We start from the raw sequence: 24949 nt of genomic DNA on the forward strand, positions 1-24949 counted from the left end.
GAGCGGATAAGGATGGGAAAAGACAGACAGGAGAAAAAACTGAAAGCCTCCCGACGGGTGGAATCTGATCGCGATGATTCGATTCACCATAAAGGAGCGACAAGCCTTGAGCAAAACGGGGAATTCCGAAAAAGAAAATCGTAAAAAACAGAAAAAGGCATGCGGGTTCGCATGCCTTTTAACGTCTGCTGAAACGGGACGTGTCAATCCCCCGTTCAGAAAGCCAGTGATGTGTCTCACCTTTTATGACCAAAGGCGCCTTTTGCAATTGGGAAACCGATTGGCATCCGAGGGCGGTCATAATCATTTTCAGCTCTTGTAAAAGCGCCGTCATCTCGTCAAACAGGCCCTCTTCTCCTTTAGAGGTGAGAGCTTTCAGGAAAGTGCCCGCCATTCCCGCGCCGGAAGCGCCGAGGGCAATCGATTTGGCGACATCCAGGGCGCTTTGCAGCCCGCCGGATGCGATAATTGATTGATCAGCGGAGAGCGAGTGGATTTCCGCTAAGCTTGCGGCAGTGGAAATTCCCCACGTATTAAAAAAATGAAGCGCCTTCTCTCTGCGCATATTTTCAATCTTAGAGAAATTCGTACCTCCGTATCCGCCGGCATCAACTGCTGCTGCGCCAGCATCAAATAACTGCCGTGCCGATTCCCTGCTCATTCCGAAGCCGACTTCTTTGACAAAAACGGGAACTCCCGCTTCCGCCGCAATCCGCTCAATACGGCCGAGAGCGCCAGTAAAGCTTCTGTCACCCTCTGGCATGACGATCTCCTGAATCACATTTAAATGAATCTGGAGGGCATCTGCTTGAATCATATCAACTGCCCTTTTCGCCTGCTCGGCATCCGCCTCGCTGCCTAAATTGGCAAATACCAGCCCATCCGGATTCTCTTTTCTGACGATCTCGTAAGAACACCGTTCGGAGGGATCTTTTAAAGCTGACATTTGCGAACCGACAGCCAGCGGCATGCCGGCTTTGCGCGCGGCTCTTGCCAGCGATCTGTTAATTTCGTATGTAAGTTGTCCGCCGCCGCCTGTCATCGCATTGATAAAAATCGGCGAACTGCTTGTGAGTCCGCCGATTTTCGTTGATATATCCACTTTTTCCAATGCTAGGTTCGGTAGGCTGACATGAACAAACGTAATATCATCAAGCCCCGTTTCCCGGTTTTGGCCGGTAGACAGCGCATGATTTATATGTTCTCTTTTTCGTTCTGCTCGTGTCACGTTTTATCACCAATTTATTTTAATTTATTAAGCTTGTCTCCGATTAAATCGCCAAGCTGGAAGCCGGTGCTTGGCTCTTCTTTCGCCTGGTATTGGCGGAAGTCCTCCTGATCGGCTTTCGGCGCTTCTTCAAGCTCACGCATGCTTAAGGAAATGCGCTCTTCGCTTTCGTTCACGTCAAGCACTTTCACTTTAACAGTCTGTCCTTCTTCAAGCACTTCATGCGGCGTTCCGATATGTTTATTGGAAATTTGCGAAATGTGCACAAGTCCTTCCACGCCCGGAAGAATTTCAACGAAGGCGCCGAAGCTTACAAGGCGCTGCACTTTTCCTTCAAGCACATCTCCCTGTTTTACCTTTTCGCCGATCTGGCTCCAAGGTCCCGGCAGCGTTTCTTTAATAGATAAAGAAATACGTTCGTTATCGCGGTCTACGGACAGTACTTTCACTTTTACGTCCTGACCTTCTTCCACCACGTCAGACGGTTTTTCGACGTGTGAATGAGACAGCTGCGAAATATGAACAAGCCCGTCAATTCCGCCGATGTCGACAAATGCGCCGAAATCAGTCAGACGCTGCACTTTTCCTTCAAGCACGCTTCCAACCTCAAGCGTTTGGAGAAAATCATGCTTTTTGGCTGTCTGTTCTTTTTCCACTACAGCCCGGTGTGACAGAATCACCCGGTTTTTATCACGGTCGAGTTCAACGACGATAAGAGAGAGGGTTTTCCCTTTATAGTCAGTGAAATCCTCGACGAAATGAGCTTCGACAAGTGATGCGGGAATGAAGCCGCGAACGCCGATATCAACGACGAGACCGCCTTTCACCACATCTTTCACTTCAGCTTCAAACACTTCTTTTGTGTCGAATTTTTTTTCAAGGTCTTCCCAAGCGCGGTCAGCATCAACGGCACGTTTAGATAAAATCAAAGCATCGTCTTCCACTTTTGTTACTTTCAGGTCAAGCTCGTCGTCAACTTTTACGACATCCGATGCTTTCTCTACATGAAGACTTGATAATTCACTGATTGGAATGATTCCGGACTGTTTGACATTGACAATTTCGACATCTACATGCTTGTCCTCTACCTTTGTCACAATCCCTTTTACTACATCTCCAACCTCTGGCACTTGAACATCAATTTGATTCATTTCCTCTGTCATTTGAATAACCTCCTTGGTCCAAACCTACACAGCTTAATTAATACGGTTTGAAAGCTGAACATGTGAATGTCCGCTTTTCAGCCGAATATGTATTAAAGAATCATCCAAAAAAGATTTTGAATGATCAATAAAAAGTTTTATTAGTATTAACTTCTAATAAATGGACTGGTTTGTCAAGCAATAACATCTTGTCTTTTGAAAAAAATTATAAAGCGCTCCGCCCGAAGTTAACGTGATTTCTGTTCGACGATCTCCAGAATTTTTCCTGCGACTTCGGCAATGCTGAGTGACGTCGTATCGATTTCAATCGCGTCTTCCGCTTTGCGCAGCGGGGAAACTTCCCTCTCTGAATCGAGTTTGTCGCGTCTGGCAATTTCTTCAATGAGCGTCTCGTAATTCACGTCATAGCCTTTTTTCTTATTCTCTTCATATCGGCGCTTCGCTCTTTCCTCTACGGACGCGAGCAGAAAAATTTTCACTTCGGCATCAGGCAGCACATGAGTACCGATATCACGGCCGTCCATGACGACACCGCCTTTTTGTCCGAGCTGCTGCTGTCTTTTGACCATTTCTTCTCTGACGCCTTTATGCTTGGCGGCGATTGATACTTGGTTGCTGACTTCGTCTTTACGGATTTCTTCTGTCACATCTTCTCCGTTTACCAGAACGATTTGTCCTTCCGGAACGGATACAAGCTCAATTTCCGTACGCTTCAGCAGCTCTGTAAGCGCCGCTTCATCAGTTAAATCGGCATTCTGCTTGAGCGCCGTATATGTAATGGCACGATACATCGCTCCTGTATCAATGTACACATATGATTTTTTCTCAGCCACTATTTTAGCAACGGTGCTTTTTCCGGCAGCGGCCGGCCCGTCGATCGCAATTGATAATTTCTTGTCCATAATCTCTCTCCTTGCTCTTTACTCCTCTATGGATTGTATCATGAACTGCCGGAAAAGGGGCGAAAAAATTGAGCTGATTTACCGCTTTACCGTTTCAATCCATTCTTTTTTCTCCATTTTATCAACTCCCTCATATTTCACAGCTTTCGAAATATAAGGTTCAATAGGCTGATAATGAAGCAAAAATTGCACCGCGCCCAAAATTATAAGCTGAATGCAGACCAATTTGACCAGCAGACGTTCAAACGTTTTCATACACGCGCACCTCCATTAGGATTAGTATGGAAAAGTGCGCTGCTGTTTATTCCGACAGACTGTTTCTTCTCTGCTGCAGCTGCGCGCGCATACAATATTGGAGTAAAAGCTGCTGCGATGCGGGATCGATTTCTGCAAATTCAAGCGTCATTTTTTGTTTATCCGCCTTTTCATCATAAAAAATCCGCTGGGTAACAGCCTCGGCCGTAATATCGGCTGTATTTTCCTTGCCGGGAAGAGAAAATGAGACATACAGCTTTTCACCTGGTTCCGCGGAAATATGCTCAGGCATCACAACAGCGATTCCGCCGGCGCTGATATTAGAGGAAACCGTTTGGAAAGCGGTTTTTTTCGCTTCCATTTTGACGGATACATCCAATACTGCGTCTGCACGGACGTATCGGCGTCTTTGAATCCGCTTCATTTCCTCCTGAGGGGGGATGTCCAATCCGATCATCGGGATGGGGTCTTTTTTCTTTCCTTTGATTATGCTTTTAAATTGATACGGCACGTGGCCATTCCCCATAAATTCCGCTGTTATTTCCAATCCTTTATGCAAAAAGACCGTCCGTCCCGAATCCAGATCGACGGGATATGAGATGTGCAGTTCGCCGTTTTCAACGCTTACTGCTTTGCTCCTCGCTTTTTTGGGCTCATTGTTCTCTATGTATTCAATCCAAATATAATCTCCGACAGCTATCATGGGCCTTCACTCTTTCATTATTTATGCTTTTATTAAAGCATGTAACGAAAAAAAGGAAAAGACTTTTAGTCCTTTCCTCCTTTATTTTTATAGGTCTTTATATATAGGTTCTGCACTTTTTAACTTTTCTATTTTTTCCTCTTTTCCGTCGTCCGCATTAATGAACATTTGATATGTGTCTTTCCCGATCGTCCCGAGCATTTCGTAGCAAAGCACTTCCTGACCGAGCTCATTCGTGATCAGCGCCTGCCGGGTCTCCCGCACTTCAACATTTTTATTCAGCTTCGCTTTCGCTTCATCAGCTGACAAAGCGGGAGCCGGAATCGTTCTCGTGCGGTGCGCCGCCAGGTAATCACGCGCGGAAAAACCGACGACTTCACCATCATCCAGCGCCACTTTCATTCGGATGGCTTCCGGATAAATGCGGACGTTTTTCTCCACGGGGATAAAAGAAAAGACGCCGATGTTATTATATTGCGCGCTTTCATCAATTTCGAGGCCTTTTGTTTCATATCCATTTTTCTTTAAAAACGCGACGGCCCGGTTAGATGCTTCATTGAGGCTGATCTTTTGTTTCTTCACGGCCCGTTTTTGAATCAAATAGACCGGATGTCCGCCTTTTTGGGTAATATCCATATAGATAAAAGACTTGTTGTCGGCGTCTTTCATGCGGATGCTGTATACGTCCCGATTCGTCTTCCTGCCGCTTTTGACCACTTTAATTGAATAATTATGATCAGGCGCAAACCGTTGCGCGATTTTGACCGCTTCTTTCTCCGTAATTTGTTTTCCTTTCAGATGCGTAAAACCTTTTCGTTCTGTATTTGCGCTTGTAAACGTGGGGCTGATGCTGTCTTCAGAAAAAGCGCCTACATTTTTTTCGACTGTTTTAAAGCTGTCGACGATCGTATTATCGCTTTGTTTTTTGTCAGAGGCGAGCGCCATCTCAACATCCATCCACCGTAAATTTTTGCTCATGACGAGATGCTGAACGCTGCGGAGCTGGTTTTGAATGTTCTCCGCCTGTTTGTACAGGCTGTTCAGTGTTGTATATTCTTTCTTATCAAGCGGTTTTTGGTCTAAATCCCGGACAGATGTTTTATAGCTGAAATCTCCTATGTTGGATAAAAACTCCTCCGTCTTATTAAAAGGCATGAGAGTCAGCGGCAGCTGGCTCACATTGTTATGTGCTTCAGATGTAATTCTCCATACATCAATGAGCGCCGGAGACAGAGATTTTTTACTGTTCATCGCAAGCGTCGTCCCGATTTTGTCGTGAAGCTGATCTACATGGTACGTCAATTCATGAAAAGCCCTCTGATAATTATTTTCCGCATGCAGAAGGACCGCATCTTTTTCCTGATGCTCTTTATATCCCCAGTATCCGGTTGCGGCGATCGCGACACCGAGAACAGCGATAATGATTCCTCTAATCATGTTAACACCTCATTTTGCGTACTTTTACTCACAGAAAATGTGCTTTCCGATTCTTTTAATCTGCGGACGTCCCCAAATCCATTTGCTTGTCGCCGTATCAGGATTGAAATAATAAATCGCGTTTTCAGAAGGATCCCAGCCGTTGATCGCATCAAGAACCGCTTCTTTTGCTCTTTCATTCGGCTGCATATATATTTGGCCGTCGGCAACGGCGGTAAACGCGAGCGGTTCGAAAATGACGCCGGCCACCGTATTCGGAAATAACGGGCTTTTAATACGGTTTAAAATAACCGCGGCGATGGCAACCTGCCCTTCAAACGGCTCACCGCGTGCTTCCCCGTACACAGCCTGTGCCAGAAGATTGATGTCGTTGTTTGAGAAACCGCCAGGCATATTGGCCGCTGTCGTATTTTGCTTTTGATTTGACTGACTGCCTGTATTGTTTTGCGGCTTTTGAGCAGGCTTATTCGTTCCCGCCGGCTTCTGCGTTCCGGCTCTCGGTTTTGTTTGGTTTTCCAATGGGACGTTGCCATAATGAGTGAACGTATTCCCTTTTTGGATCTGCTCCATTACATATTCACGGTAATATTTTGATTTTGAAATCAGCACCTGTTTGGTTTTCGCGCCGACGAGGCCGTCAACCGGTTTCATGCCGAATTTCTCCTGAAAATTTCTCACGGCCCAGTATGTGGTCCAGCCGTAAACACCATCGATTTTCCCGTTATAAAATCCGTTATATTGAAGACGGGCCTGCAATTCTATAACATCATCACCCGTCGCGCCTCTTTGAATCACTTGATTTGAAAACGCATGAACCGTTTCATGATGATCGAAGAAAGCGGCGGCGAAAGAAAATAGAATGAGACATGCCATAAAGGCTCCTTTGCACTTCATCTCTTCAAGCCTCCTACTGCAAAATTTAAAGTGTACCCGTATTGTCTGTCACGAGGTTATTTTTATGCACGTTTCCTTCTTATCCCCTGTCAAGGCATAAAAAAGAAACCGCACGCGACGCGCGGTTTCTTCACACTTGGATCATATTGACGGAGCGTGCTTTTTTTGCCTTTCGCAGCCCGAACCACCATAAAAACAGCATAAACGGCAGCATATAATATACCCAATGATTGAGGGCGGTAAGAATAAAATCGTAAGAACCGTGCAGACATGAAGGCACGGCCAGCGAAATCACAAGCCATTTGACACGGGCTTTTTTCTGCGAAAAGCGGGCTTTTCCGAGATAAAATCCCATAATCACTCCGATCAGCGCATGGCAGGAGACCGGCAGAAGCGCCCTGATGAAAGCATGTTCAACGCCGTGGCCGAATAAATACAGAATATTTTCAAGCGTGGCAAATCCTAAAGACACACTGGCCCCGTAAACGATTCCGTCATAATGCTCATCAAAATGAGCATGCGGATACACACTGATCATCAGAACGAACCATTTCACCGATTCTTCCAGAAATCCCGAAGACAAAAACGAAACGAAAAAGCTTCCTCCCCCCACATGCTCTTTTTCAAGAACATATTGGATAAACATGGTCGGAAACACAAGGACAACCCCGAGAAAAAAAGACCTCAGCACCATATGTACGGGTTCATTGTCATACTGATCTTTTAAATAAAAATAGCTTAACAGCGCAATGCCGGGAGCAATTCCTGCAGAGATGATTGCAAACATCAGGCAACCTCTTTCCTTTATATTCCTATATCTATCGTACCATGTTGTTCACATTTTTACATCTTTCAATTTTTTTAAAAAAGAGCATATGAATGATCATATGCTCTCTGCACCCAGCCGTTTTGATATTTCATTTGCGATCAAACCGCCGTGAAAACGGCCGTTCTCGATAAAAATTTCGTTGGCGTTATTTCCAGCCGCAATGACTCCGGCGATAAAAACACCGTCAACATTTGTTTCCATCGTTTCTTCCCGGAAAAACGGCCGGCCTGATTCCGCATCAATCCGCACACCGATTTTTTCGAGGAAACCGTGATCGGGATGGTATCCCGTCATGGCAAATACGAAATCGTTTTTCAGCCGGACCGTCTCATTTCGGCCGGAGCGGAAAATGATTTCATCTTCCGTCACTTCTTCAAGACAAGCGCCGAATTCCATCCGGATTGTGCCGTTTCTGACGAGGGCCTCAAACTCAGGCAGAATCCACGGCTTGATGCTCGGGGAGTACTCATGTCCTCTGTAGAGCACCGTGACGCGCGCACCGGACTTCACCAGTTCCAAAGCCGCGTCCACACTTGAGTTTTTCCCGCCGATCACAGCAACATCTTTATCAAAATAAGGATGGCCTTCTTTAAAGTAATGAAATACCTTAGGAAGCCCTTCACCCGGTATGTTCATATAATTCGGATGATCATAATATCCTGTCGCAATGATACAAAACGGAGTGAGGTAGCGGTCTTTTGATGTTTCTACAAGAAAACAGCCGTCTTCCTGTTTCGTTACGCGCTCCACCGTTTCAAAGGCGTTTACGCGCAGCTCTTTTCTTCTGACAACCTCTCTGTAGTAAGAGAGAGCCTGTATGCGGACCGGTTTTCTGTTTTCCGTAATAAAGGCGACATCGCCGATCTCCAATTTTTCACTTGAACTGAAAAAAGTTTGGTGGGTCGGATAGTTATAAATGCTGTTTACGACATTCCCTTTTTCGATCACAAGCGCGTTCACGCCAATTTGCTTCAGATGTATAGCCGCCGATAATCCGCAAGGACCTCCGCCTATTATAATTGCTTTTTCTTCTGTCATGTCCTTCAACTCCTGCGATTGGCATTTCGATCATAAGTTTCCACTCATATAAAAAATCTCCTATATTATCATAGGAGATTTTTTTTGTTTATGCAAACGATTGGTTTATATCCAGCCTCTGAAACGCGAAGCCTCCGCCATTTTCCGCACGCCGACCATGTAAGCCGCAAGCCTCATGTCAATCCGGCGGTTTTGGGACATTTCATAAATATTATTAAACGATTTTATCATCATATTTTCCAGTTTTTCCTCGACTTCTTCTTCACTCCAGTAGAAGCCTTGGTTGTTTTGAACCCATTCGAAATAAGAAACCGTTACACCGCCGGCGCTCGCCAGAACATCGGGAACCAGCAGCGTTCCTTTGTCTGTCAGGATTTTCGTTCCTTCCAGTGTCGTCGGTCCGTTTGCCGCTTCTACAACGATTTTCGCTTTGATGCGGTCAGCGTTTTCTTCTGTAATTTGGTTTTCGATCGCCGCCGGGACAAGTATATCACAGTCCAGCTCAAGCAGCTCCTGATTCGTAATGGTGTCATTAAAAAGCTTCGTCACCGTTCCGAAGCTGTCTCTGCGGTCAAGCAGATAATCAATATCAAGACCGTCCGGATCGTAAAGGCCTCCGTACGCGTCAGAAATTCCGACAACTTTCGCGCCGGCGTCATGCATAAACTTGGCCAGATAGCTGCCCGCATTTCCGAAACCTTGTACGACGACGCGCGCGTTCTGAATATCGAGACCTTTTTTCTTTGCCGCTTCTTTTATGCAGATGGTGACGCCTTTTGCCGTCGCTGATTCCCTGCCGTGGGATCCGCCGAGTACAAGCGGTTTTCCCGTAATAAAGCCGGGTGAGTTAAATTCATCAATTCTTGAATATTCATCCATCATCCAAGCCATAATCTGTGAGTTTGTAAATACGTCAGGTGCCGGGACGTCTTTAGTCGGTCCGACAATCTGACTGATTGCTCTGACATATCCCCTGCTCAGCCTTTCAAGCTCTCTGAATGACATATTTCTCGGATCACAAACAATTCCGCCTTTACCACCGCCATAAGGAAGATCAATAATTCCGCATTTTAAACTCATCCAGATGGAAAGTGCTTTCACCTCTTTTTCAGTTACATTCGGGTGAAAACGAATGCCGCCTTTTGTCGGACCTACGGAATCATTGTGCTGCGCACGATAGCCTGTAAATATTTTCACAGACCCGTCATCCATCCGAACAGGAATTTTAACCGTTAATAATCTGAGCGGCTCTTTCAGCAGTTCATACACTTCTTCTGGATACCCCAATTTTTCCAGAGCTTTATGTATTACGGTTTGGGTTGATTTTAATACATCATGTTTGTCTTCTTCATTATGACCGGTGAATCGATCGGCTGCCATTTGAGTTAACCTCCTAAAATCTTCTGTTTCTCTCATGCTCCCTTTCAGTGACTAGTATACACCTTCAATATCTCCGTGCATAGAAGAAAGACAATGATTTTTCCATTATTTCGCTTAAAAAAAGACGGCCGCTGAAAACAGCTGCCGTTTCAAATCTTTTTTATGAAAAATGTTTCTGGATGGTCTCCACAGCATTGCCGTCCATGATGAGTTTTCCGTACTCATGGAGCCTGTAAATCGTAATCGTCGCCGGGTGTCCGTATTCAGCCAGCACCGCGATGACGCCTTCGGCGGAACGGGAGCCGAGGTCTTCAAGGCTTACATAGTATTGGTTCTCATAGTGGTAGACGGTGCCGCCGGTAATCCCGATTCGGTGAAGGCTTCCGGCAAGCTGAATGATATCTTCAAACGAATGGAACTGATAAATAATATCCGGGCTTTCGTCAAGTTTGACCTGCATCTCGATATAATCATCGTCATATTCGTCATCTTCTGCGTCCGTGTCATGATTTTTCGTTACAATCACAACCATGCCTTGTGCCTGAAGAGAATATACTTCCACCGCGATCGGACCATTCGCTTCAAAGCCGAGCTCTGTATTTGCTTCATTCATCATATCTTTAAATAACTGGTGGACTTTAAACGAGTCCTTCCAGAGGTCTTCTTTTGTCAGTCCCCGATCAGTCAGATCGTCGAGGGTTAAAAAGATTTTAATCTTATTATAGTTCAGACGCTCAAGCCGCATAATGTTCCCTCCTGCCTCTTCTTGCACACAAATCATATAACACAGTATATGAATAAATGAGTCATAGGTTCTTAATTTGTTATCAGTTTACACCGTGTACAGCGGGAAGACAAGCAGAATGCCGTTTTTTATCACCACGGCCGGGTTTGTTTCAGGAAGACGGCTCATCCGGTCCGCACAGCGTAATCATATGCGTCTCCGGTTTCGCCCCGAGCCTCAGCGGAACTTTTGTCGTCCCGTAGCCGTTGCTGATCAGGTAATGCGCTTTTTTTACCGTTCCCGTCCTGCCCAATTCGTACGGCCCGAACCGTCCGAAACGGATTTGGCCGCCATGCGTATGGCCGCTGAACACAGCGTCAATCCCGTCTGACTCCCTCATCTGCTCATGGATGTCGGGGTTATGGCAAAGCAGGAGGTTTACTTTGTCAGCATCCGTATATCTGATTGCAGCATCGTAATCATCCATCATCATCCTGATATCATCCACGCCGCAGATCGTAACGGTTTCCCCTTTATAAGCAAACTGAACCGATTCATTTCTCAGCGGGATCACTTTATATGCCCGTAAAAGAGAGAGCAGTTTTTGCTGGCTGACCTCGTAATCATTATTTCCCCACACATACATGACAGGCGCAAGAGCCGTCAGACGTTTGATGTTTTCTTCAATTCTGGCGTAAGGAACTCCGCCCTCCGCCAAATCACCGCCGAGCAAAACGGCATCCGGCTTATAACCTGCCGCTTCGCGGAGAAGCTTTTCATCAATTAAACGGCGGTGCACGTCAGATATAAAAAAGATGGTGAGCGGCTTCATCCCCTTCATTTTATCAAGCGTAAATGTATGTGTTTTCAGATGGCTGCCGTTTGCCGTTTTGTACATAACGGCCGCCATAACCGCAGCCGCTCCCGCCAATGAGCCGAGAATTCCCGCTGTAAGCTTCATAAACGCACTCTCCATTCTGTCATTGTCTTATATTAGACGGACAAACAAAAAAAGACGTTTCTATCCTTTCCGGAAAACGTCTCATTTTATTTGCTTTCAAAATAAAGATTGATATCATATTGATGTTTCATCAAGTGAAAAACAGATTCTCTCGCCCTCCATTTTTCAGGCTGGGGCCATAAATCCGTGCTTTTTTGGATAATTTCACATCTCAGTTTATGAAATTCACCCTCAGCTTTTTCTTCCTTTTTTTTGAAATAATAAGAAGTGCAATACGCAAAAGCGGAAGCCATAATCCAGCACAAGTAAACCGTATGGCCTAATATTTCCTGCAGAATCAGCTGCGGAGAGGCTTGGGGGGCATTAAAGCTTTTAAACATCAGCAGTATGCACATCAGGGAAAAACAAACGAGGGACGCCCACTGCCATCTTCGGCATTGTGCGGCATAATTTTCGTATTTTAATTTCCGTTTCACCAGCGCCTGAAGCATTTGTTTCGTCGGTCCGTCAGCAAATCGGTCTAATTGCTTCCATAAAGAATCCATGCGCTTCACACCTTGTCCGTTTTCATTGGTACACTATATGAAAAACACGGTGAAAACATGCATTTATTTTAATCAGACAGCGGAATGTTCAGAACCTGGCCGGTGTACACGTCGTTTCCGTTTAATCCGTTGTAGCTGCGGATTTTTTCTTCGCCCGCCCGGCTTTTATAGTATTTCATTGAAATGCGGTAAAGCGTTTCTTTCGGCTGTACAGTATGCTGTACGGTCCGCACTTTTTTTGGGACAGTCCCGGCTTGATCACTCGCCTCAGCCGGAGCCGCTTTTTCACGGACAGCCGGCGGAGACTGCTGTTTTGTCTCCGCGTATTCGGTGTCTGTCGGCTTTACTTGTTTTTCTGAGGGCGTTTCCGTTTTTTTAGGTGTTTTTTCACTTGGTTTTTCTTTCGTTTTTTCAGGTGCAGCCGCTTCTTTCTTATCTTTGTCGTCAGACTTTTTTTTCGGTTGTTCTAAAAGAGCGGTTTCTGACGTTTCTTTCTGAGCGCCTTTGGGAATAACGGCAGGCGCGCTTTCACTGTGGTCTATGAAGACATCTTCATAGTCCTTCGGGTCAAATCTGCTGCTGTTCGTCATATAAAGAAGACCGAAAAAGACACCGATTGTTACGATAATGAACAGGACGGTCAGAAAAGTGAACAGCGGCGTTTTTGTTTTGGTTTTTTCCTTCACCTGCTCTTCCTTTTTTTTACGCTCCTCTTTTACAGATTGTCTTGTCGGGAGGCTGTCTTCAAGATATTCAATTTGTTCATCCGCGGCCGCGGCAACCTGCTGCTCGGCACGCAGCTGAGCTTTTCTTCTTTCAACTCTTGACATTTCCGTCATGCAAACCCCTCCTAACATATTGAAAACGGATCTGACAGGCAAATACCGCATCAATAATAAAATGCGCTGTAACCGGAACGAATAAATTGCCGGTCCATTCATAGATAAGCCCCAGCAAAAGACTGATGCCCGCAACCATCATAAACAGAAGCCACTTCGCCAAGTATCTGAAATGAAGCACGGTAAAAATGAAGCTGGCGGCCCATAAGCCGATATGTGTCTGCAGAACGCCTCTGAACAAAATCTCTTCGCTGAACGAAATGAGAAGCGTCAAAAACAAAATGTGCAGAACCGGCCTGTTCTTAAAAAGCAATACATTAATGCCGCCGTCATCATATAAATGCGAAGGACACCATTTCATCACCGCCAGATCGGCAAAAATGACAAGGACGGCAAGAGTTACACCGTACCATATGATATTATCGTCACGTATATGCCACAGCTTTAAAAAATCGTGAATGTCGGTAAAAAAGAAAAAGCCGATAACAGCTGAAACCGCCAATATGAGCAATTGGGTGGCGTACAGCTGCATCACAATCTCCCGGTCTGAGAGCTGCCGGATCAATTCGCTTTGCCGTCTCAGCTGAACTCACCCGCAGACTCTGATCCGAAAATCCGGCCTAATTCCAGCTTCCAATCTTCTAACCGTTCCATATTTTTACGTTCTCCTTTTTGCTCGTACGGAGCCAGATCAAGTCCGCAGCTGCTGCAGCATTGTCCGGTTTGACCATCAGGCTCATACGGTTCATCAAAATAAGACAGCAGCGCTTCTCTTATACATTCTTTCCGCTCTAATAACGCCGAAAAACGATTCATTTTACGCAGCTTCTTTTCCACACGGTATGTCAGTTCTTCCCGCAGCTGGTCTTTTGTGGTTTTTCCTTGCAGAAACAGATGGACGGCCGTTCGCGCCTGTGTTTCCTGGACGCCCTTATTGATCAGAACGTCCCGAAGCTTTCGTTCATCACCCGTACCGGCATCCCGTATGACGGCCAGAATGCCTTCCAGGTCATAATCAGACAGGCTTTCTGTCTGAATAATCTGCTGCTGAAGCTCGGTATCGCCGGGCGCCCTCAGCAAAATACTGACACTCGGGCTGCCGTCGCGTCCCGCTCTGCCGATTTCCTGCATAAAGGCCTCGGCCGTTTGGGGAGGATAAAAGTGAATGACAAAGCGGATATCTGACTTATCCACACCCATGCCGAACGCATTGGTGCAGCAAATGCAATCAAGCTGGTTATGGATAAATTGCTGCTGGATTAAAATCCTGTCGCCTGTATCCATTCCGCCGTGATAATAATCCGTCCGCTTTCCCGTTTTTTCGTTCAGCTCAGCCGCAAGCTCTTCCGCCCATTTTCTGGTCGGACAATATATGATACCCGGGCCTTCAAGCTTTTCGGCAAGCTCCGTGAGCCTGCTTATTTTTTCGGTATTATCAGCCAAATGTTCTGCCGCCAGGAGAATGTTCGGCCGGTTGACTGAATAAAGATGACGCACCGCATGCTCAAGTCCGAGCACATCCGTCACGTCTCTGAGCGTTTCTTTTGTCGCTGTTGCGGTCAGCGCCAATACAGGCGGCTTTCCGAGTGCCTGCCTGAAAGGCCCGAGCTTCGAGTAATCAGGCCTGAAATCATGTCCCCATTCTGATATGCAATGAGCCTCATCAATAACAAATAAACTGACCGGGACATTTTTCAAACGGTTCAGCACATAAGGTGAAGAAAGGGCTTCAGGAGACATATAGAGAAATTTATACCGGCTGATGTTGCTGAGGATAAAATGCCGCTCTGCGGAATTCAGCATGCTGTTTAATGCAGCAACCCGCTTTTCTCCTTTCGCTTTCAGCTGCTGCACCTGATCTTCCATTAATGATAGAAGCGGTGAAATAATCAGCACCAGCCCGTCCATCATGTAACCCGGGAGCTGATAGCATAATGATTTTCCCCCGCCGGTCGGAAGCATGGCGATCGTATCTTTTTTTTGGAGCACGCTAGTCATAATCTCTTCCTGCCCTTTTTTAAAGGAATGCAAACCAAAATACCTGGATAAAGCTTTATGCAGCTCAGTCATGCTGATTCACCGTCTTTGCCAGCGCCAGCCTGATCTGAAAATAGCTGAAGCGCATCTGCATTCCTTCGCGAATCCGTTTAATTTTATTCGTTTGATGCTGTTTTGCAAATGCCGTTATCATACGCTGTTCCTCTTCAGAAAGATACTGTTCTGTAAAAAATGCAGGCTGATGCAATGATATTTCTACGATATGATCTTCGATTGTGGCGGTTTTTAAATTTCTGACCGCGGCGATCCGTTCAATCGGAAACCCTTTTTCCAACAGCTCAAAGGTTTTTCTGGCAGACTGTGTCAGCGCGCTTTCCGCCTGCAGATCGGACAACAGCTCGCGCAGAGCGGGATATGCACATTGCGGAAGCGATTGAATAACATAATGTACCGCTCCCCAAAACTGGACGGACACATACCATTCATCTTCGTTCAGCTGGAGAGCAAGCTGCTTATTCGTTTTGCCGATTCTGTTGAATGAAGTTAAAGAATAGACAAAAATAAGCGCCTGCCGTTCACTTACGCCTTGCAGAAGGTGAAACAGCGTCTCATGCATTTGGACGGAGAGCTCTTTAGCGTCTATGTTTTTCCGCATGAACCGTTTGACCCATCTCAGCGTCTGCACATCGTTTGTAACCGGGATATATTGACTGCATTGATGCTCTTTGTTTGACAGGACTTGAATGAGCAGGGAAAGCCGCCTCCACAGGGTAACAGCAGGCGTTTGATAATTCGCGCCGTGGCAGTGCTTCGGCCAAGGCCGCTCGGCAAACGCCCGTTCAAGCTTTTGAACGCCGCGCGCAGTCACTTTCCACGTTCCCTCTTCTTTTCCGGCTGTAATGTATGAGTTCTCGGTGAGTTTATGCAAAGAAGCCGCAATATCGCCGCGTTCACAATGTGAAGCCATGCCGAAATATTGAGCGATCTGAAATAAGCCGGCATCCTGAATGGTTTGAGACGACTTTTTTCCTTTTAATAAATGAAACACAGCACTCGGAGTCCGTTCGCCGTCTATTTTGTCCAGACAGTCGAGAACCACGGTATCAAAGTAGTTTATCGCCAATCTAAACACACCTACATTTCTTCTGTGACAAGTTTCGTTTTTTGGTTCTTTTTATTTTAACAGATTTTCATATAAATTTGACGTTTAAAGTCATCTTTTAGGGGGAAGTGCTAAAGAGAATCCCTTATGTGATAAGCATTCTCAATCATTTTTCTGTTGAAATTTGACACTAACATCATTACAATAAGTAAGAGGAATAGGTGTTATATTTAAAAATATATAAGGTAAACCATTTGTTCCAACACGAACAATCTGGGAGGTTTTATTCATGGCAAAGTACACAATTGTAGATAAAGATACGTGTATTGCATGCGGCGCCTGCGGAGCTGCGGCACCAGACATTTATGATTATGATGATGAAGGCATTGCGTTCGTTACGCTTGACGAAAATAAAGGCGTCGTCGAAGTTCCGGAAGTTCTGGAAGAAGATATGATTGACGCATTTGAAGGATGCCCTACTGATTCAATCAAAGTTGCGGATGAACCGTTCGAAGGCGACCCGCTGAAATACGAATAAAAAAGCCCTCCCCGTGAGAGGAGCTTTTTCGTCCTGAATAAGACTCCGGCTGTTATCGGCCGGAGTCTTATTTTTTTTGCGTGATCAAACAATCAAAAAAGCGCCCGGTCTGTGTTTTACAGAGCGGGCGCTTTGGAGTGGTTATTGTGTCTGGATGCTGCGTTTTTGTTCAATCCAAGGTTTCAGCTTCGTAAAGATGAACGTAAAGACAATGGTGATGATAACGCCTTTTACAATGTTAAACGGCAGAATTCCTGCCACAACCGCCGTTTTTAACTGGCTGTTTGACAGTGCCGGTGAATGTAAAAACCAAGTATACGCGGGCAGGATAAGAATATAGTTCAAAATACTCATCAGCACGGTCATCGCCGCGGTTCCGGCCAGCAGGCTCACTGCAAGCCCTTTTGCCGAATTGAGCTTTTTAAACATAAACGCCGTCGGCAGAATAAACAGCGTTCCTGCGATAAAATTGGCTGCCTGCCCGACAGGCACGCCGGCCATGCTTCCTTGAATGATATACTGCAGAATATTTTTAATCGCTTCAACCGCAATCCCCGCCGCAGGCCCGTAAACCAAAATGGCGATAATTGCAGGAACGTCACTGAAATCAATTTTCAAGTAATCCGGCAGCCCCGGAAACGGGAAATTTAACAGCATAAGCACAAAAGCAATACTGCTAAGCATACTGATGACAACTAATTTTTTTACTTTCACAATGCTCTCTCCTTTTCGATCAAATCTCTCGAAAAGAGGAAAGGTTCTTTTGCGCCCCAATAAAAAAACCGCTTTTGTTAAAAAGCGGGAGCTTACTAAGGCTTGGCAAAGAAACGTTTGATATAAGCATCAAAACGTCTGCTGAACCTCCATCTTCTCCCATCCAGACTATACTGTCGGCTCCGGAATCTCACCGGATCCTGCCGCCGAAGCAGCTCGCGGGCTTAGAGCATGATGCTCATCACCGCCGGTAGGGAATTTCACCCTGCCCCGAAGATTGATCTTATGAATTTATTCACATTATATATGATCAAATTGCAATTGTATAGAGAACTGCTCAAATTTAAATAAAATATTGGGGAAGCCCAATTTAAGCTGATTCAGCGGTTTCCTTTTCTCCTTTACTGCGTCAATACACATTGACACTCTATTGAGAATATGATAAATTATCAGATATTTAGTCAGCTAAACTAGGAGGAAATCTAACAATGTTTCGAGTTTTGGTCTCAGATAAGATGAGCAATGACGGCTTAAAGCCGCTGATGGAATCAGACTTTATAGAAATTGTTCAAAAAAACGTCGCGGATGCAGAAGATGAATTACATACCTTTGATGCCCTGTTAGTCCGCAGTGCCACGAAAGTAACCGAAGAATTGTTTAAAAAAATGACCTCTTTAAAAATCGTCGGCAGAGCCGGTGTCGGCGTAGACAACATCGACATTGATGAGGCCACAAAACATGGGGTTATCGTGATAAACGCGCCGAATGGAAACACCATTTCAACGGCAGAGCATACATTCGCGATGATTTCTTCATTAATGAGACACATTCCGCAAGCCAATATCTCAGTAAAATCAAGAGAATGGAACCGGACGGCTTTTGTCGGGGCGGAGCTCTACGGAAAGACTTTAGGCATTGTCGGTCTGGGCCGGATCGGAAGCGAGATTGCCCAGCGCGCCAGAGCGTTCGGTATGACGGTTCATGTATTCGATCCTTTCTTAACCGAAGAGAGAGCCGGTAAAATCGGCGTAAACAGCCGGACATTCGAAGAAGTGCTTGAAAGCGCGGATATCATTACCGTCCACACGCCTTTAACAAAGGAAACAAAAGGACTGCTTAACAGAGAAACCATTGCCAAAACGAAAAAAGGCGTCCGTCTTATCAACTGCGCAAGAGGCGGCATTATTGATGAAGCGGCGCTTTTGGAAGCGCTGGAAAGCGGCCATGTCGCAGGCGCTGCCCTTGACGTGTTTGAAGTGGAACCGCCAGTTGAATCAAAGCTTCCCGACCATCCGCTGGTGATCGCCACACCTCACTTAGGCGCTTCAACGAAAGAAGCACAGCTGAATGTCGCTGCACAGGTTTCTGAAGAAGTGCTGCAGTTTGCAAAAGGTCTGCCTGTCATGTCAGCGATCAACCTGCCTGCGATGACGAAAGATGAATTCAAAAAAATCCAGCCTTATCACCAAATTGCCGATAAAATCGGAAGTCTCGTGTCACAATGTATGAAGGAACCCGTCAAAGATGTTGCGATTCAATATGAAGGCACCATCGCCAAACTTGAAACATCATTTATTACAAAAAGCCTGCTGTCCGGTTTCTTAAAACCGCGTGTAGACTCAACGGTCAATGAAGTGAACGCCGGCGGTGTAGCAAAAGAACGCGGAATCAGCTTCAGCGAGAAGATTTCCTCCAATGAATCAGGATATGATAACTGCATCAGCGTAAAAGTAACCGGAGACCGGAGCACATTTACGTTAACGGCTACGTATATCCCTCACTTCGGTGAACGAATCGTTGAGCTGAACGGCTTTAATATTGACTTAAATCCTGCCGGCCACCTCGTTTATATCCAGCACCAGGATACGACTGGTGTAATCGGACGCGTCGGACGCATCCTCGGCGATAACGATATCAATATCGCTACCATGCAGGTAGGCCGTAAAGAAAAAGGCGGAGAAGCCATTATGATGCTTTCTTTTGATAAACATTTAGATGATAAAGTCGTCAATGAGCTGACTTCAATTCAGGATATTGTTTCCGTTAAACTGATTGACCTTCCGTAACCAACAAAAAACCCAAAACATTCATATGTTTTGGGTTTTATTAGGTTTAATGGCTTGGAAGCGGATTAGGCGCGGCAGGCACAGCGATAGGTTTTGTCACATCATAATTACCGATTTTCTTTGTATGCGCATGTGTGAACAGCACCTCAGAATAACCGAATTCCTTCGCAGTTAACAGAAGCCCTTCGATCATTAAAATCCCTTCCAGCGAATCTTCAACCGTATGCTTTTCGGACAATTGAATCCGCAGCTGCTCGCCGTCTTCCCTTTCCGATACCGATGCAATCGCATCTGCTTCTATAATGCTCGCGGTCTGTGAGCCTCCGTCTGTTGTCTTCATCCCGTCAATAGCCTGATATACTGAATAATAGGTTTGTTCAGACGGGACGAGATACTCTTGTCCCAGACTGTCGCTGTAAGAAAAATACGCCCGGTTTGTCTGTTTATGTACGGACATCTCAGCGGAAATGCCGTAAGATTTATAAAAATCCTGTCCGGCTCCGTTTTGAACCTTTTTCAATTTAATCCGCTCGTAAGGACTCCATGTCAAAGTCTCTTTCAGCATCTTTTTCAATAAGTCAGCTTCGGCAGCTGATTCGATAGAGAGCCGTCCGTTTACCTGCACAAGCAAATCCTTCTTATCCGCCGTTACCTGCACACCGTCCAAAAGGTTCGGCACAGACAGGAAGGATTCGGGCACTTCTAGGTTTTCCGCTTCGGATAAAGCCTCTGATACCGATTCATCCGGCTTCTTTTTTTCAAAACTGACCGGTATGACGGCGGATGTATCTGAATCGGCAAACGCCAAAGTAATGTAATTGTTTTTGTTTTCGTTAGAAACGACAAACGTCTTCTGATCCGGCTTGACAGCAGCTGACTGACTGGCTTTTTCAGCTTGACCGCTGTCAGCTGTAAGATCACCGGCAGATTTGTTTGTCATCAGGTGAGGAGATATAATCAGAGCGATGCACAATGCGCAGACGCCGGCTGCGGCGGGGCCGATCCAGCTTCGGGCCGGTTTTTTCCTGTACGGTTTACCCGTTTCAATATTCCGGTAAATGGCCTCGGGTGAACGATGATCTCTAACCGCCGGAAGTTGTCTTAACAACTCCTCTACTCTTTCTTCGTTCCAATATGACTTCATCATCCATTAGCTCCTCCCTCAAAAGCTCCATCTGTTTCCGAAGTATTTTGAGCCCTCTGTGTTGGGTCGTTTTGACTTTGCTTTCCGAGAAGCGGAGAGCGGCGGCTGTTTCCTGAATGGAATATCCCTGAATAAATCTCAAGATAATAACAGCTCTTTGATCAATGGTGCAATGATCAAGCGCGGTATAAATTTCCCGGACGTTTTCATGCTGTACGGCGAGTTCGTCCGGAAGCAAATGCTGATCTCTGACATCTTGTGTATCCCAATCAAACGTACCCATAATACGCTGTCTGATCGTCTGCTGCTTGCGGAACCAGTCAATCGCCACATGGCGTGCGATGGACAACAGCCATGTTTTTTCACTGCTTCTTCCTTCAAATGTATGATAGGAATTCAAGACGCGGATATACACTTCCTGCGTCAAATCTTCAGCCTGCGACTTATCTTTTACCATATAAAATAAAAATTGATATAAATCTTGATGGTATGCATCATATAATATCTGAAAGGTTTCTTCCATGGGAAACCCCTCCGTTCACTTTTTTGTCGTAAAAATGCGTTGAAAAGTTACATTACAACTATATTACGAGAAACTGGAATTTGGAAGGGAATTTATATTAACATATTCTTAAATTTTTAAAGGAGAAACAAATAAAAAACACCCGCAGAACATGCGGGTGTTTCGTATGGAACAAGATTGTTCGTCAATTTCAGACGTCATCCTGCACTTTTGTCGGAATATAAAATGTAAACGTCGTCCCTTTGTCGATGCTGCTGTGAACCGCAATTGAGCCGCCGTGGGCTTCCACGATATTTTTTACGATGGCGAGTCCGAGTCCGGTTCCCGCCCTGCCTCTTGTTCTTGCTTTGTCCGCTTTATAAAAACGTTCAAAAATAAAAGGCAGGTCCTCTTCCGGTATTCCCGAGCCGGAATCTTTGATATCGATCTTCAGTCCGTCTTTTACGGTCTGAGCCGCGATATGAACGCTTCCGCCTGACTCCGTATGGCGCAGCGCATTATCTATAAGGTTGGTAAACACTTGTTCCATTTTGTCTTCATCAAAGACACACTCCGGCTGAGACACCGAGATGTCCTCTGTGAGCGAAACGCCTTTTTCCTTCGCTACCCCGGAAAATTTGCGGGAGATCTTCTCCAGAAATTCATGCAGGTTTACCGTTTCATAGTGCAGGCCCGTATGTCCGGATTCCATTCTGGCCAAATCCAGCAAGTCATTGACGAGCCGGCCCATGCGAAGAGATTCATCATAAATGATCTGCGCAATTTCTTTTTTCTCCTCTTCTGTGCTTGCAATGTCGTCCACTATTGCTTCGCTGTATCCCTGCAGCATAGAAATCGGGGTTCTGAGCTCATGACTGACATTGGCAATGAAGTCTTCACGCAATTTATCCAGCCTGCGCTCTTCGGTCATATCACGGAGCACGGCCACGGCGCCGCGGACGTGTGATTCCGCATAAAGAGGCGACATCAATAAAACCCATGACCTTCCTTGAAGCGTCATTTCAATCATTTGCTCTTTTTCCGTGTTCACTGCATTTTGAAATAGCTCTTTTGCTTCAGGGGGAAGGTTGTCTCCTTCTTTAATGTTCATGTTCTGCTCATAATACCATGCCTGCAGAAAACGTTCGGCCGGCGGGTTGGTCACCAAAATGGTGCCGTCGATATTAATGGTGATGACCCCGTCTGCCATACTGCTTAAAATATTGGACAGCTGTTCTTTTTCCTGATTCAGCGCGTTAATATGGAAATTGAGCTGCCGTCCCATCTGATTAAAGGCAATGGCCAGTTCCCCGATTTCATCTTGGGTCAGAATCGGAATTTTTGTATCAAACTTTCCTTTCGCCAAGTCTTGGGCGCCTTCCCGCATTTTCCGAAGGGGATATGTCACCCTGCTGGATAAAAAGAACGCGAAAAACGTTGTCAGGACGATGGCAATGCCCGCCGCAAGAAAAATATAGCGTGTTGTATGTTTCGTCGTATCTTTGACGGCAAGCAGCGATTGGGATAAAAAGACCATGCCTTTTTTGCCGTCCTTTTCATACGGCACTCCGACGATCAGCCGTTCGTTATCCGAACCGGCATTGTTGGGCACCGCGCGTTTGCTTACTTTTTTGCGGTCTGTCAGCGCCTTGTGCAGATCCCGGTCATGTTTGATCTGCTCTAATGTAATAGAGGATAAATGATTATCGTCATTGGGCGAATACCAGACATGCTTATCATCCTGAATGATCGCGATGCTCGTTAAATTGTCCGCCAGTTCCCACGTGATGGATCTGGCAAGCGGCTGGTCTTCATGATTTTCTATTATGACCGCAATTTTATCGGCAAGCTGCGTTAAATCTTTTTCCGCTTCTTCAACGTGGTAATTTTCTATAAATTCCAGAAGCAGCACCGTTAAAATAAATAAAACAATTAACACGAGTGAAAGAATGGTAAACCAAAGCTTTCCTACTACGCTTTTCCAAAACTTCATTCAGCGCCTACCTCAAATTTGTATCCGACTCCCCATACGGTGACGATTTTTTTCGCCGCTCCCGGGGACACTTTATTTAATTTTTCACGGAGCCGTTTGACATGGGTGTCCACCGTTCTGAGGTCTCCGAAAAATTCATACTGCCACACTTCTTTTAAAAGCTTTTCCCTGTCGTACACTTTGTCCGGTGTTTTCGCGAGGAAGTACAGCAGTTCATATTCCTTCGGCGTCAGGCTCACCTCCGTGCCGTCCGCAGTCACCCTGTGAGCATCGTGATCAATGGATAGATGCGAAAAGACGAGCACATTTTTTGTCGGGGTATTGGCTGTGAGATAAGATGTTTGGGAAGCCCTTCTTAAAAGCGCCTTTACCCGAAGCACCACTTCCCTCGGGCTGAAAGGCTTGACGATATAATCGTCCGTACCCGCTTCAAACCCCTGGACGCGGTTGGCTTCTTCCCCTTTTGCCGTCAGCATGATAATCGGCGTCGCTTTTTTTTCTCTGAGCTGCCGGCATACTTCGATTCCGTCCGTTCCCGGCATCATTAAATCCAAGAGCACCAGATCATAATCTGATGCCAGCCCCATTTTAATGGCCTCGTCGCCGTTTTCCGCTTCTTCAATCACATAGTTTTCCCGTTCAAGGTACATTCTTAAAAGGCGTCGAATTCTGGCTTCATCATCTACTACTAATATTTTAGTTTCATTTGTTTGATCCATCGTTTTCCCCCTGCTTTCCTTCTGTTACTTTCATTTTAACAAACTGTGCGGCAGCTTGAGAACTGTATCGGCTTTTTGCATCTATGCGTACGAATGAAGTCCGGCAAGCACGAGATTCACAAAAATTAAGTTAAACATAATAATGGCGAAGCCGATGACGGCAAGCCACGCGGACTTTTCGCCATGCCAGCCTCTTGACAGCCGCAAGTGCAAATACGCTGCGTAAAATAAAAAGGTGATCAGCGCCCATACTTCCTTCGGGTCCCAGCCCCAAAAACGCGTCCATGCAAGCTGCGCCCAAATCATCGCAAACACAAGCGCGCCGAGTGTGAATACCGGAAAACCGATGGAAACAGCGCGGTAGCCGACTTCATCGACCAAGTCCAGATTCACATTTTTGACGAGCGGGCTGATAAGAGCGCTGATTCTCTTTCTGAATATCAGCCTGAGCGCACCGTATAAAACGAGACCTGCGCCAAACGACCAGATCACCGTATTGACCTTTCTGCCTGAAAAAATGGCCGGAAGCTCAATAAGCGGCTTCATTGCGCCTTCCGTAAGCAGTTCTCCCTCATGCGGGCCGACAAGCGCAGGCATATCATATATCATGACGCTTTTGGCTTCTTTTTTATCCACCCAATTAAATTCAGCTTTGTAGTCCGCCAGCCGGAATGCCGACGTGACGGCGATAAATGCCACGGTCGTCACGAGTATAAACATGATGACTTCAAGCCAGAACGTTTTTTTGCCCGGTCTGGATTGGTCGACATGCTTTAACAGGAAAATGACGCCGGCTACAAAACTGATCGCAAGAATCGCCTGCCCGAGCGCCGCCGTCGTGACGTGAATGTACAGCCAATTGCTCTGCAGTGACGGAATAAGCGGCGTGATGTCTGTCGGAAACATGCTTGCATATGCGATAAGCAAAAGCGCGATAGACAATGTGAACATGCCTAATGAAGGCAGTCTGTAAATAAAGTAAATAATAATAAAAGCGAGAACAAGCATCATGCCGAATGACGTCGTAAATTCAAACATATTGCTGACAGGCGCATGTCCGCTTGCCGACCATCTCGCAATGAAGTAGCCGAGATGACAAAGAAATCCGAAAATGGTTAACGTGATTCCGATAGCCGACCAGCGGCCCTTACCGTCCTTAGCACCTTTTGTTCCCCGGATGGCGCCGCCGAAAACCGGGACGGCAATTAAATAAATCAAAAAGGCAGCATAAAGAAAATTTGCGCTCAGCTCCGCCATGACACCACTCCTTTTTCA

26 protein-coding genes and 1 riboswitch are annotated in these 24949 nt (G+C 45.9%); of the genes, 3 read left to right on the plus strand and 23 right to left on the minus strand.

All coding sequences use genetic code 11. The features are described 5' to 3' along the window. Positions 1 to 12: 12 nt before the first annotated feature. Entirely contained in the window at positions 13 to 144 is a 132-nt protein-coding gene (locus JNUCC22_RS10655) for a YpzI family protein (protein WP_003153429.1), read from the plus strand. A 34-nt stretch (positions 145 to 178) separates the two neighbouring features. Here JNUCC22_RS10655 and fni read toward each other — a convergent pair whose 3' ends face one another. From fni to JNUCC22_RS10740, 17 genes are all read right to left on the minus strand, one after another. After that, positions 179 to 1228, minus strand: coding sequence for a type 2 isopentenyl-diphosphate Delta-isomerase (gene fni, locus JNUCC22_RS10660; protein WP_061046652.1), 1050 nt, complete (start codon positions 1226 to 1228; stop codon positions 179 to 181). A 14-nt stretch (positions 1229 to 1242) separates the two neighbouring features. Continuing rightward, the gene (rpsA, locus tag JNUCC22_RS10665) at positions 1243 to 2391 is read right to left on the minus strand and encodes a 30S ribosomal protein S1 (protein WP_003153426.1); all 1149 of its coding nucleotides are present in this window, start codon (positions 2389 to 2391) and stop codon (positions 1243 to 1245) included. A gap of 227 nt (positions 2392 to 2618) precedes the next feature. Next, complete coding sequence (gene cmk, locus JNUCC22_RS10670) at positions 2619 to 3293, minus strand: (d)CMP kinase (RefSeq protein ID WP_007409450.1); 675 nt, start codon at positions 3291 to 3293, stop codon at positions 2619 to 2621. A gap of 78 nt (positions 3294 to 3371) precedes the next feature. Then, the gene (locus tag JNUCC22_RS10675) at positions 3372 to 3548 is read right to left on the minus strand and encodes a YpfB family protein (RefSeq protein ID WP_003153420.1); all 177 of its coding nucleotides are present in this window, start codon (positions 3546 to 3548) and stop codon (positions 3372 to 3374) included. 46 nt (positions 3549 to 3594) lie between these two features. Continuing rightward, a complete protein-coding gene (locus tag JNUCC22_RS10680; protein ID WP_007409449.1) occupies positions 3595 to 4251 on the minus strand; it encodes a flagellar brake protein in 657 nt (218 codons plus the stop codon). 87 nt (positions 4252 to 4338) lie between these two features. Further along, a complete protein-coding gene (gene ypeB, locus JNUCC22_RS10685; RefSeq protein WP_007612264.1) occupies positions 4339 to 5688 on the minus strand; it encodes a germination protein YpeB in 1350 nt (449 codons plus the stop codon). 24 nt (positions 5689 to 5712) lie between these two features. Further along, complete coding sequence (gene sleB / locus JNUCC22_RS10690) at positions 5713 to 6582, minus strand: spore cortex-lytic enzyme (RefSeq protein ID WP_039063268.1); 870 nt, start codon at positions 6580 to 6582, stop codon at positions 5713 to 5715. A gap of 130 nt (positions 6583 to 6712) precedes the next feature. Next, positions 6713 to 7369, minus strand: a complete 657-nt coding sequence (gene prsW, locus JNUCC22_RS10695) for a glutamic-type intramembrane protease PrsW (RefSeq protein ID WP_003153415.1) — start codon at positions 7367 to 7369, stop codon at positions 6713 to 6715. 96 nt (positions 7370 to 7465) lie between these two features. After that, on the minus strand, positions 7466 to 8449 hold the full coding sequence (locus JNUCC22_RS10700) for a YpdA family putative bacillithiol disulfide reductase (protein ID WP_039063269.1): 984 nt from the start codon (positions 8447 to 8449) through the stop codon (positions 7466 to 7468). A 105-nt stretch (positions 8450 to 8554) separates the two neighbouring features. Further along, positions 8555 to 9829, minus strand: coding sequence for an NAD-specific glutamate dehydrogenase (gene gudB / locus JNUCC22_RS10705; RefSeq protein ID WP_003153413.1), 1275 nt, complete (start codon positions 9827 to 9829; stop codon positions 8555 to 8557). Between the two features lie 160 nt (positions 9830 to 9989). Next, the gene (locus JNUCC22_RS10710; protein WP_007409445.1) at positions 9990 to 10574 is read right to left on the minus strand and encodes a genetic competence negative regulator; all 585 of its coding nucleotides are present in this window, start codon (positions 10572 to 10574) and stop codon (positions 9990 to 9992) included. Between the two features lie 151 nt (positions 10575 to 10725). Further along, a complete protein-coding gene (locus JNUCC22_RS10715; protein WP_032866320.1) occupies positions 10726 to 11514 on the minus strand; it encodes a metallophosphoesterase in 789 nt (262 codons plus the stop codon). Positions 11515 to 11600: 86 nt separating this feature from the next. Further along, on the minus strand, positions 11601 to 12059 hold the full coding sequence (locus tag JNUCC22_RS10720; RefSeq protein WP_020956009.1) for a YpbF family protein: 459 nt from the start codon (positions 12057 to 12059) through the stop codon (positions 11601 to 11603). Between the two features lie 68 nt (positions 12060 to 12127). Next, complete coding sequence (locus tag JNUCC22_RS10725; RefSeq protein WP_007409442.1) at positions 12128 to 12898, minus strand: LysM peptidoglycan-binding domain-containing protein; 771 nt, start codon at positions 12896 to 12898, stop codon at positions 12128 to 12130. Continuing rightward, positions 12876 to 13463: a CPBP family intramembrane glutamic endopeptidase gene (locus tag JNUCC22_RS10730; RefSeq protein ID WP_007409441.1), complete on the minus strand. Its 588-nt coding sequence runs from the start codon at positions 13461 to 13463 to the stop codon at positions 12876 to 12878. The genes JNUCC22_RS10725 and JNUCC22_RS10730 overlap by 23 nt, the downstream gene beginning before the upstream one ends. A 14-nt stretch (positions 13464 to 13477) precedes the next feature. Continuing rightward, the gene (locus tag JNUCC22_RS10735) at positions 13478 to 14968 is read right to left on the minus strand and encodes a RecQ family ATP-dependent DNA helicase (protein ID WP_108724845.1); all 1491 of its coding nucleotides are present in this window, start codon (positions 14966 to 14968) and stop codon (positions 13478 to 13480) included. Then, the gene (locus tag JNUCC22_RS10740; protein ID WP_119001831.1) at positions 14961 to 16019 is read right to left on the minus strand and encodes a YpbB family protein; all 1059 of its coding nucleotides are present in this window, start codon (positions 16017 to 16019) and stop codon (positions 14961 to 14963) included. Before JNUCC22_RS10740 ends, JNUCC22_RS10735 begins: the two co-directional genes overlap by 8 nt. A gap of 268 nt (positions 16020 to 16287) precedes the next feature. Between JNUCC22_RS10740 and JNUCC22_RS10745 the strand changes: the two genes are divergently transcribed. After that, positions 16288 to 16536, plus strand: coding sequence for a ferredoxin (locus tag JNUCC22_RS10745; RefSeq protein ID WP_003153403.1), 249 nt, complete (start codon positions 16288 to 16290; stop codon positions 16534 to 16536). A 141-nt stretch (positions 16537 to 16677) separates the two neighbouring features. Here JNUCC22_RS10745 and JNUCC22_RS10750 read toward each other — a convergent pair whose 3' ends face one another. Continuing rightward, positions 16678 to 17250 (minus strand): riboflavin transporter FmnP, encoded by a 573-nt coding sequence (locus tag JNUCC22_RS10750; protein ID WP_007409438.1) that lies wholly within the window; start codon positions 17248 to 17250, stop codon positions 16678 to 16680. A gap of 147 nt (positions 17251 to 17397) precedes the next feature. Next, positions 17398 to 17532: riboswitch (FMN riboswitch) on the minus strand. 206 nt (positions 17533 to 17738) lie between these two features. On the opposite strand from JNUCC22_RS10750, the gene serA reads away from it, so the two are divergent. Continuing rightward, entirely contained in the window at positions 17739 to 19316 is a 1578-nt protein-coding gene (gene serA / locus JNUCC22_RS10755) for a phosphoglycerate dehydrogenase (protein WP_007409437.1), read from the plus strand. Positions 19317 to 19362: 46 nt separating this feature from the next. On the opposite strand, the gene JNUCC22_RS10760 is transcribed toward serA, so the two are convergent. The 5 genes from JNUCC22_RS10760 to ccsB form a co-directional block, all read right to left on the minus strand. Next, positions 19363 to 20424, minus strand: coding sequence for a sugar dehydratase (locus JNUCC22_RS10760; RefSeq protein ID WP_122504100.1), 1062 nt, complete (start codon positions 20422 to 20424; stop codon positions 19363 to 19365). Beyond that, positions 20399 to 20983 (minus strand): RNA polymerase sigma factor SigX, encoded by a 585-nt coding sequence (gene sigX, locus JNUCC22_RS10765; RefSeq protein WP_003153399.1) that lies wholly within the window; start codon positions 20981 to 20983, stop codon positions 20399 to 20401. The genes JNUCC22_RS10760 and sigX overlap by 26 nt, the downstream gene beginning before the upstream one ends. Positions 20984 to 21173: 190 nt before the next feature. Next, positions 21174 to 22955, minus strand: a complete 1782-nt coding sequence (locus JNUCC22_RS10770) for an ATP-binding protein (protein WP_007409435.1) — start codon at positions 22953 to 22955, stop codon at positions 21174 to 21176. Beyond that, positions 22952 to 23674: a DNA-binding response regulator ResD gene (gene resD / locus JNUCC22_RS10775; protein ID WP_003153397.1), complete on the minus strand. Its 723-nt coding sequence runs from the start codon at positions 23672 to 23674 to the stop codon at positions 22952 to 22954. Before resD ends, JNUCC22_RS10770 begins: the two co-directional genes overlap by 4 nt. An 81-nt stretch (positions 23675 to 23755) precedes the next feature. Then, positions 23756 to 24931: a c-type cytochrome biogenesis protein CcsB gene (ccsB, locus tag JNUCC22_RS10780; RefSeq protein WP_007409434.1), complete on the minus strand. Its 1176-nt coding sequence runs from the start codon at positions 24929 to 24931 to the stop codon at positions 23756 to 23758. Positions 24932 to 24949: the final 18 nt, after the last annotated feature.

Source organism: Bacillus sp. JNUCC-22 (genome assembly GCF_018861275.1).
Taxonomy (GTDB): domain Bacteria; phylum Bacillota; class Bacilli; order Bacillales; family Bacillaceae; genus Bacillus; species Bacillus velezensis.

Excerpts from the sequence above, each read along its gene's own strand:
- JNUCC22_RS10655 (WP_003153429.1), top strand. The coding sequence starts at position 13 with ATGGGAAAAGACAGACAGGAGAAAAAACTGAAAGCCTCCCGACGGGTG.
- rpsA (WP_003153426.1), bottom strand. The coding sequence starts at position 2,391 with ATGACAGAGGAAATGAATCAAATTGATGTTCAAGTGCCAGAGGTTGGA.
- cmk (WP_007409450.1), bottom strand. The coding sequence starts at position 3,293 with ATGGACAAGAAATTATCAATTGCGATCGACGGGCCGGCCGCTGCCGGA.
- JNUCC22_RS10675 (WP_003153420.1), bottom strand. The coding sequence starts at position 3,548 with ATGAAAACGTTTGAACGTCTGCTGGTCAAATTGGTCTGCATTCAGCTT.
- JNUCC22_RS10680 (WP_007409449.1), bottom strand. The coding sequence starts at position 4,251 with ATGATAGCTGTCGGAGATTATATTTGGATTGAATACATAGAGAACAAT.
- ypeB (WP_007612264.1), bottom strand. The coding sequence starts at position 5,688 with ATGATTAGAGGAATCATTATCGCTGTTCTCGGTGTCGCGATCGCCGCA.
- sleB (WP_039063268.1), bottom strand. The coding sequence starts at position 6,582 with ATGAAGTGCAAAGGAGCCTTTATGGCATGTCTCATTCTATTTTCTTTC.
- prsW (WP_003153415.1), bottom strand. The coding sequence starts at position 7,369 with ATGTTTGCAATCATCTCTGCAGGAATTGCTCCCGGCATTGCGCTGTTA.
- JNUCC22_RS10700 (WP_039063269.1), bottom strand. The coding sequence starts at position 8,449 with ATGACAGAAGAAAAAGCAATTATAATAGGCGGAGGTCCTTGCGGATTA.
- gudB (WP_003153413.1), bottom strand. The coding sequence starts at position 9,829 with ATGGCAGCCGATCGATTCACCGGTCATAATGAAGAAGACAAACATGAT.
- JNUCC22_RS10710 (WP_007409445.1), bottom strand. The coding sequence starts at position 10,574 with ATGCGGCTTGAGCGTCTGAACTATAATAAGATTAAAATCTTTTTAACC.
- JNUCC22_RS10715 (WP_032866320.1), bottom strand. The coding sequence starts at position 11,514 with ATGAAGCTTACAGCGGGAATTCTCGGCTCATTGGCGGGAGCGGCTGCG.
- JNUCC22_RS10720 (WP_020956009.1), bottom strand. The coding sequence starts at position 12,059 with ATGGATTCTTTATGGAAGCAATTAGACCGATTTGCTGACGGACCGACG.
- JNUCC22_RS10725 (WP_007409442.1), bottom strand. The coding sequence starts at position 12,898 with ATGACGGAAATGTCAAGAGTTGAAAGAAGAAAAGCTCAGCTGCGTGCC.
- JNUCC22_RS10735 (WP_108724845.1), bottom strand. The coding sequence starts at position 14,968 with ATGACTGAGCTGCATAAAGCTTTATCCAGGTATTTTGGTTTGCATTCC.
- JNUCC22_RS10745 (WP_003153403.1), top strand. The coding sequence starts at position 16,288 with ATGGCAAAGTACACAATTGTAGATAAAGATACGTGTATTGCATGCGGC.
- serA (WP_007409437.1), top strand. The coding sequence starts at position 17,739 with ATGTTTCGAGTTTTGGTCTCAGATAAGATGAGCAATGACGGCTTAAAG.
- sigX (WP_003153399.1), bottom strand. The coding sequence starts at position 20,983 with ATGGAAGAAACCTTTCAGATATTATATGATGCATACCATCAAGATTTA.
- JNUCC22_RS10770 (WP_007409435.1), bottom strand. The coding sequence starts at position 22,955 with ATGAAGTTTTGGAAAAGCGTAGTAGGAAAGCTTTGGTTTACCATTCTT.
- resD (WP_003153397.1), bottom strand. The coding sequence starts at position 23,674 with ATGGATCAAACAAATGAAACTAAAATATTAGTAGTAGATGATGAAGCC.
- ccsB (WP_007409434.1), bottom strand. The coding sequence starts at position 24,931 with ATGGCGGAGCTGAGCGCAAATTTTCTTTATGCTGCCTTTTTGATTTAT.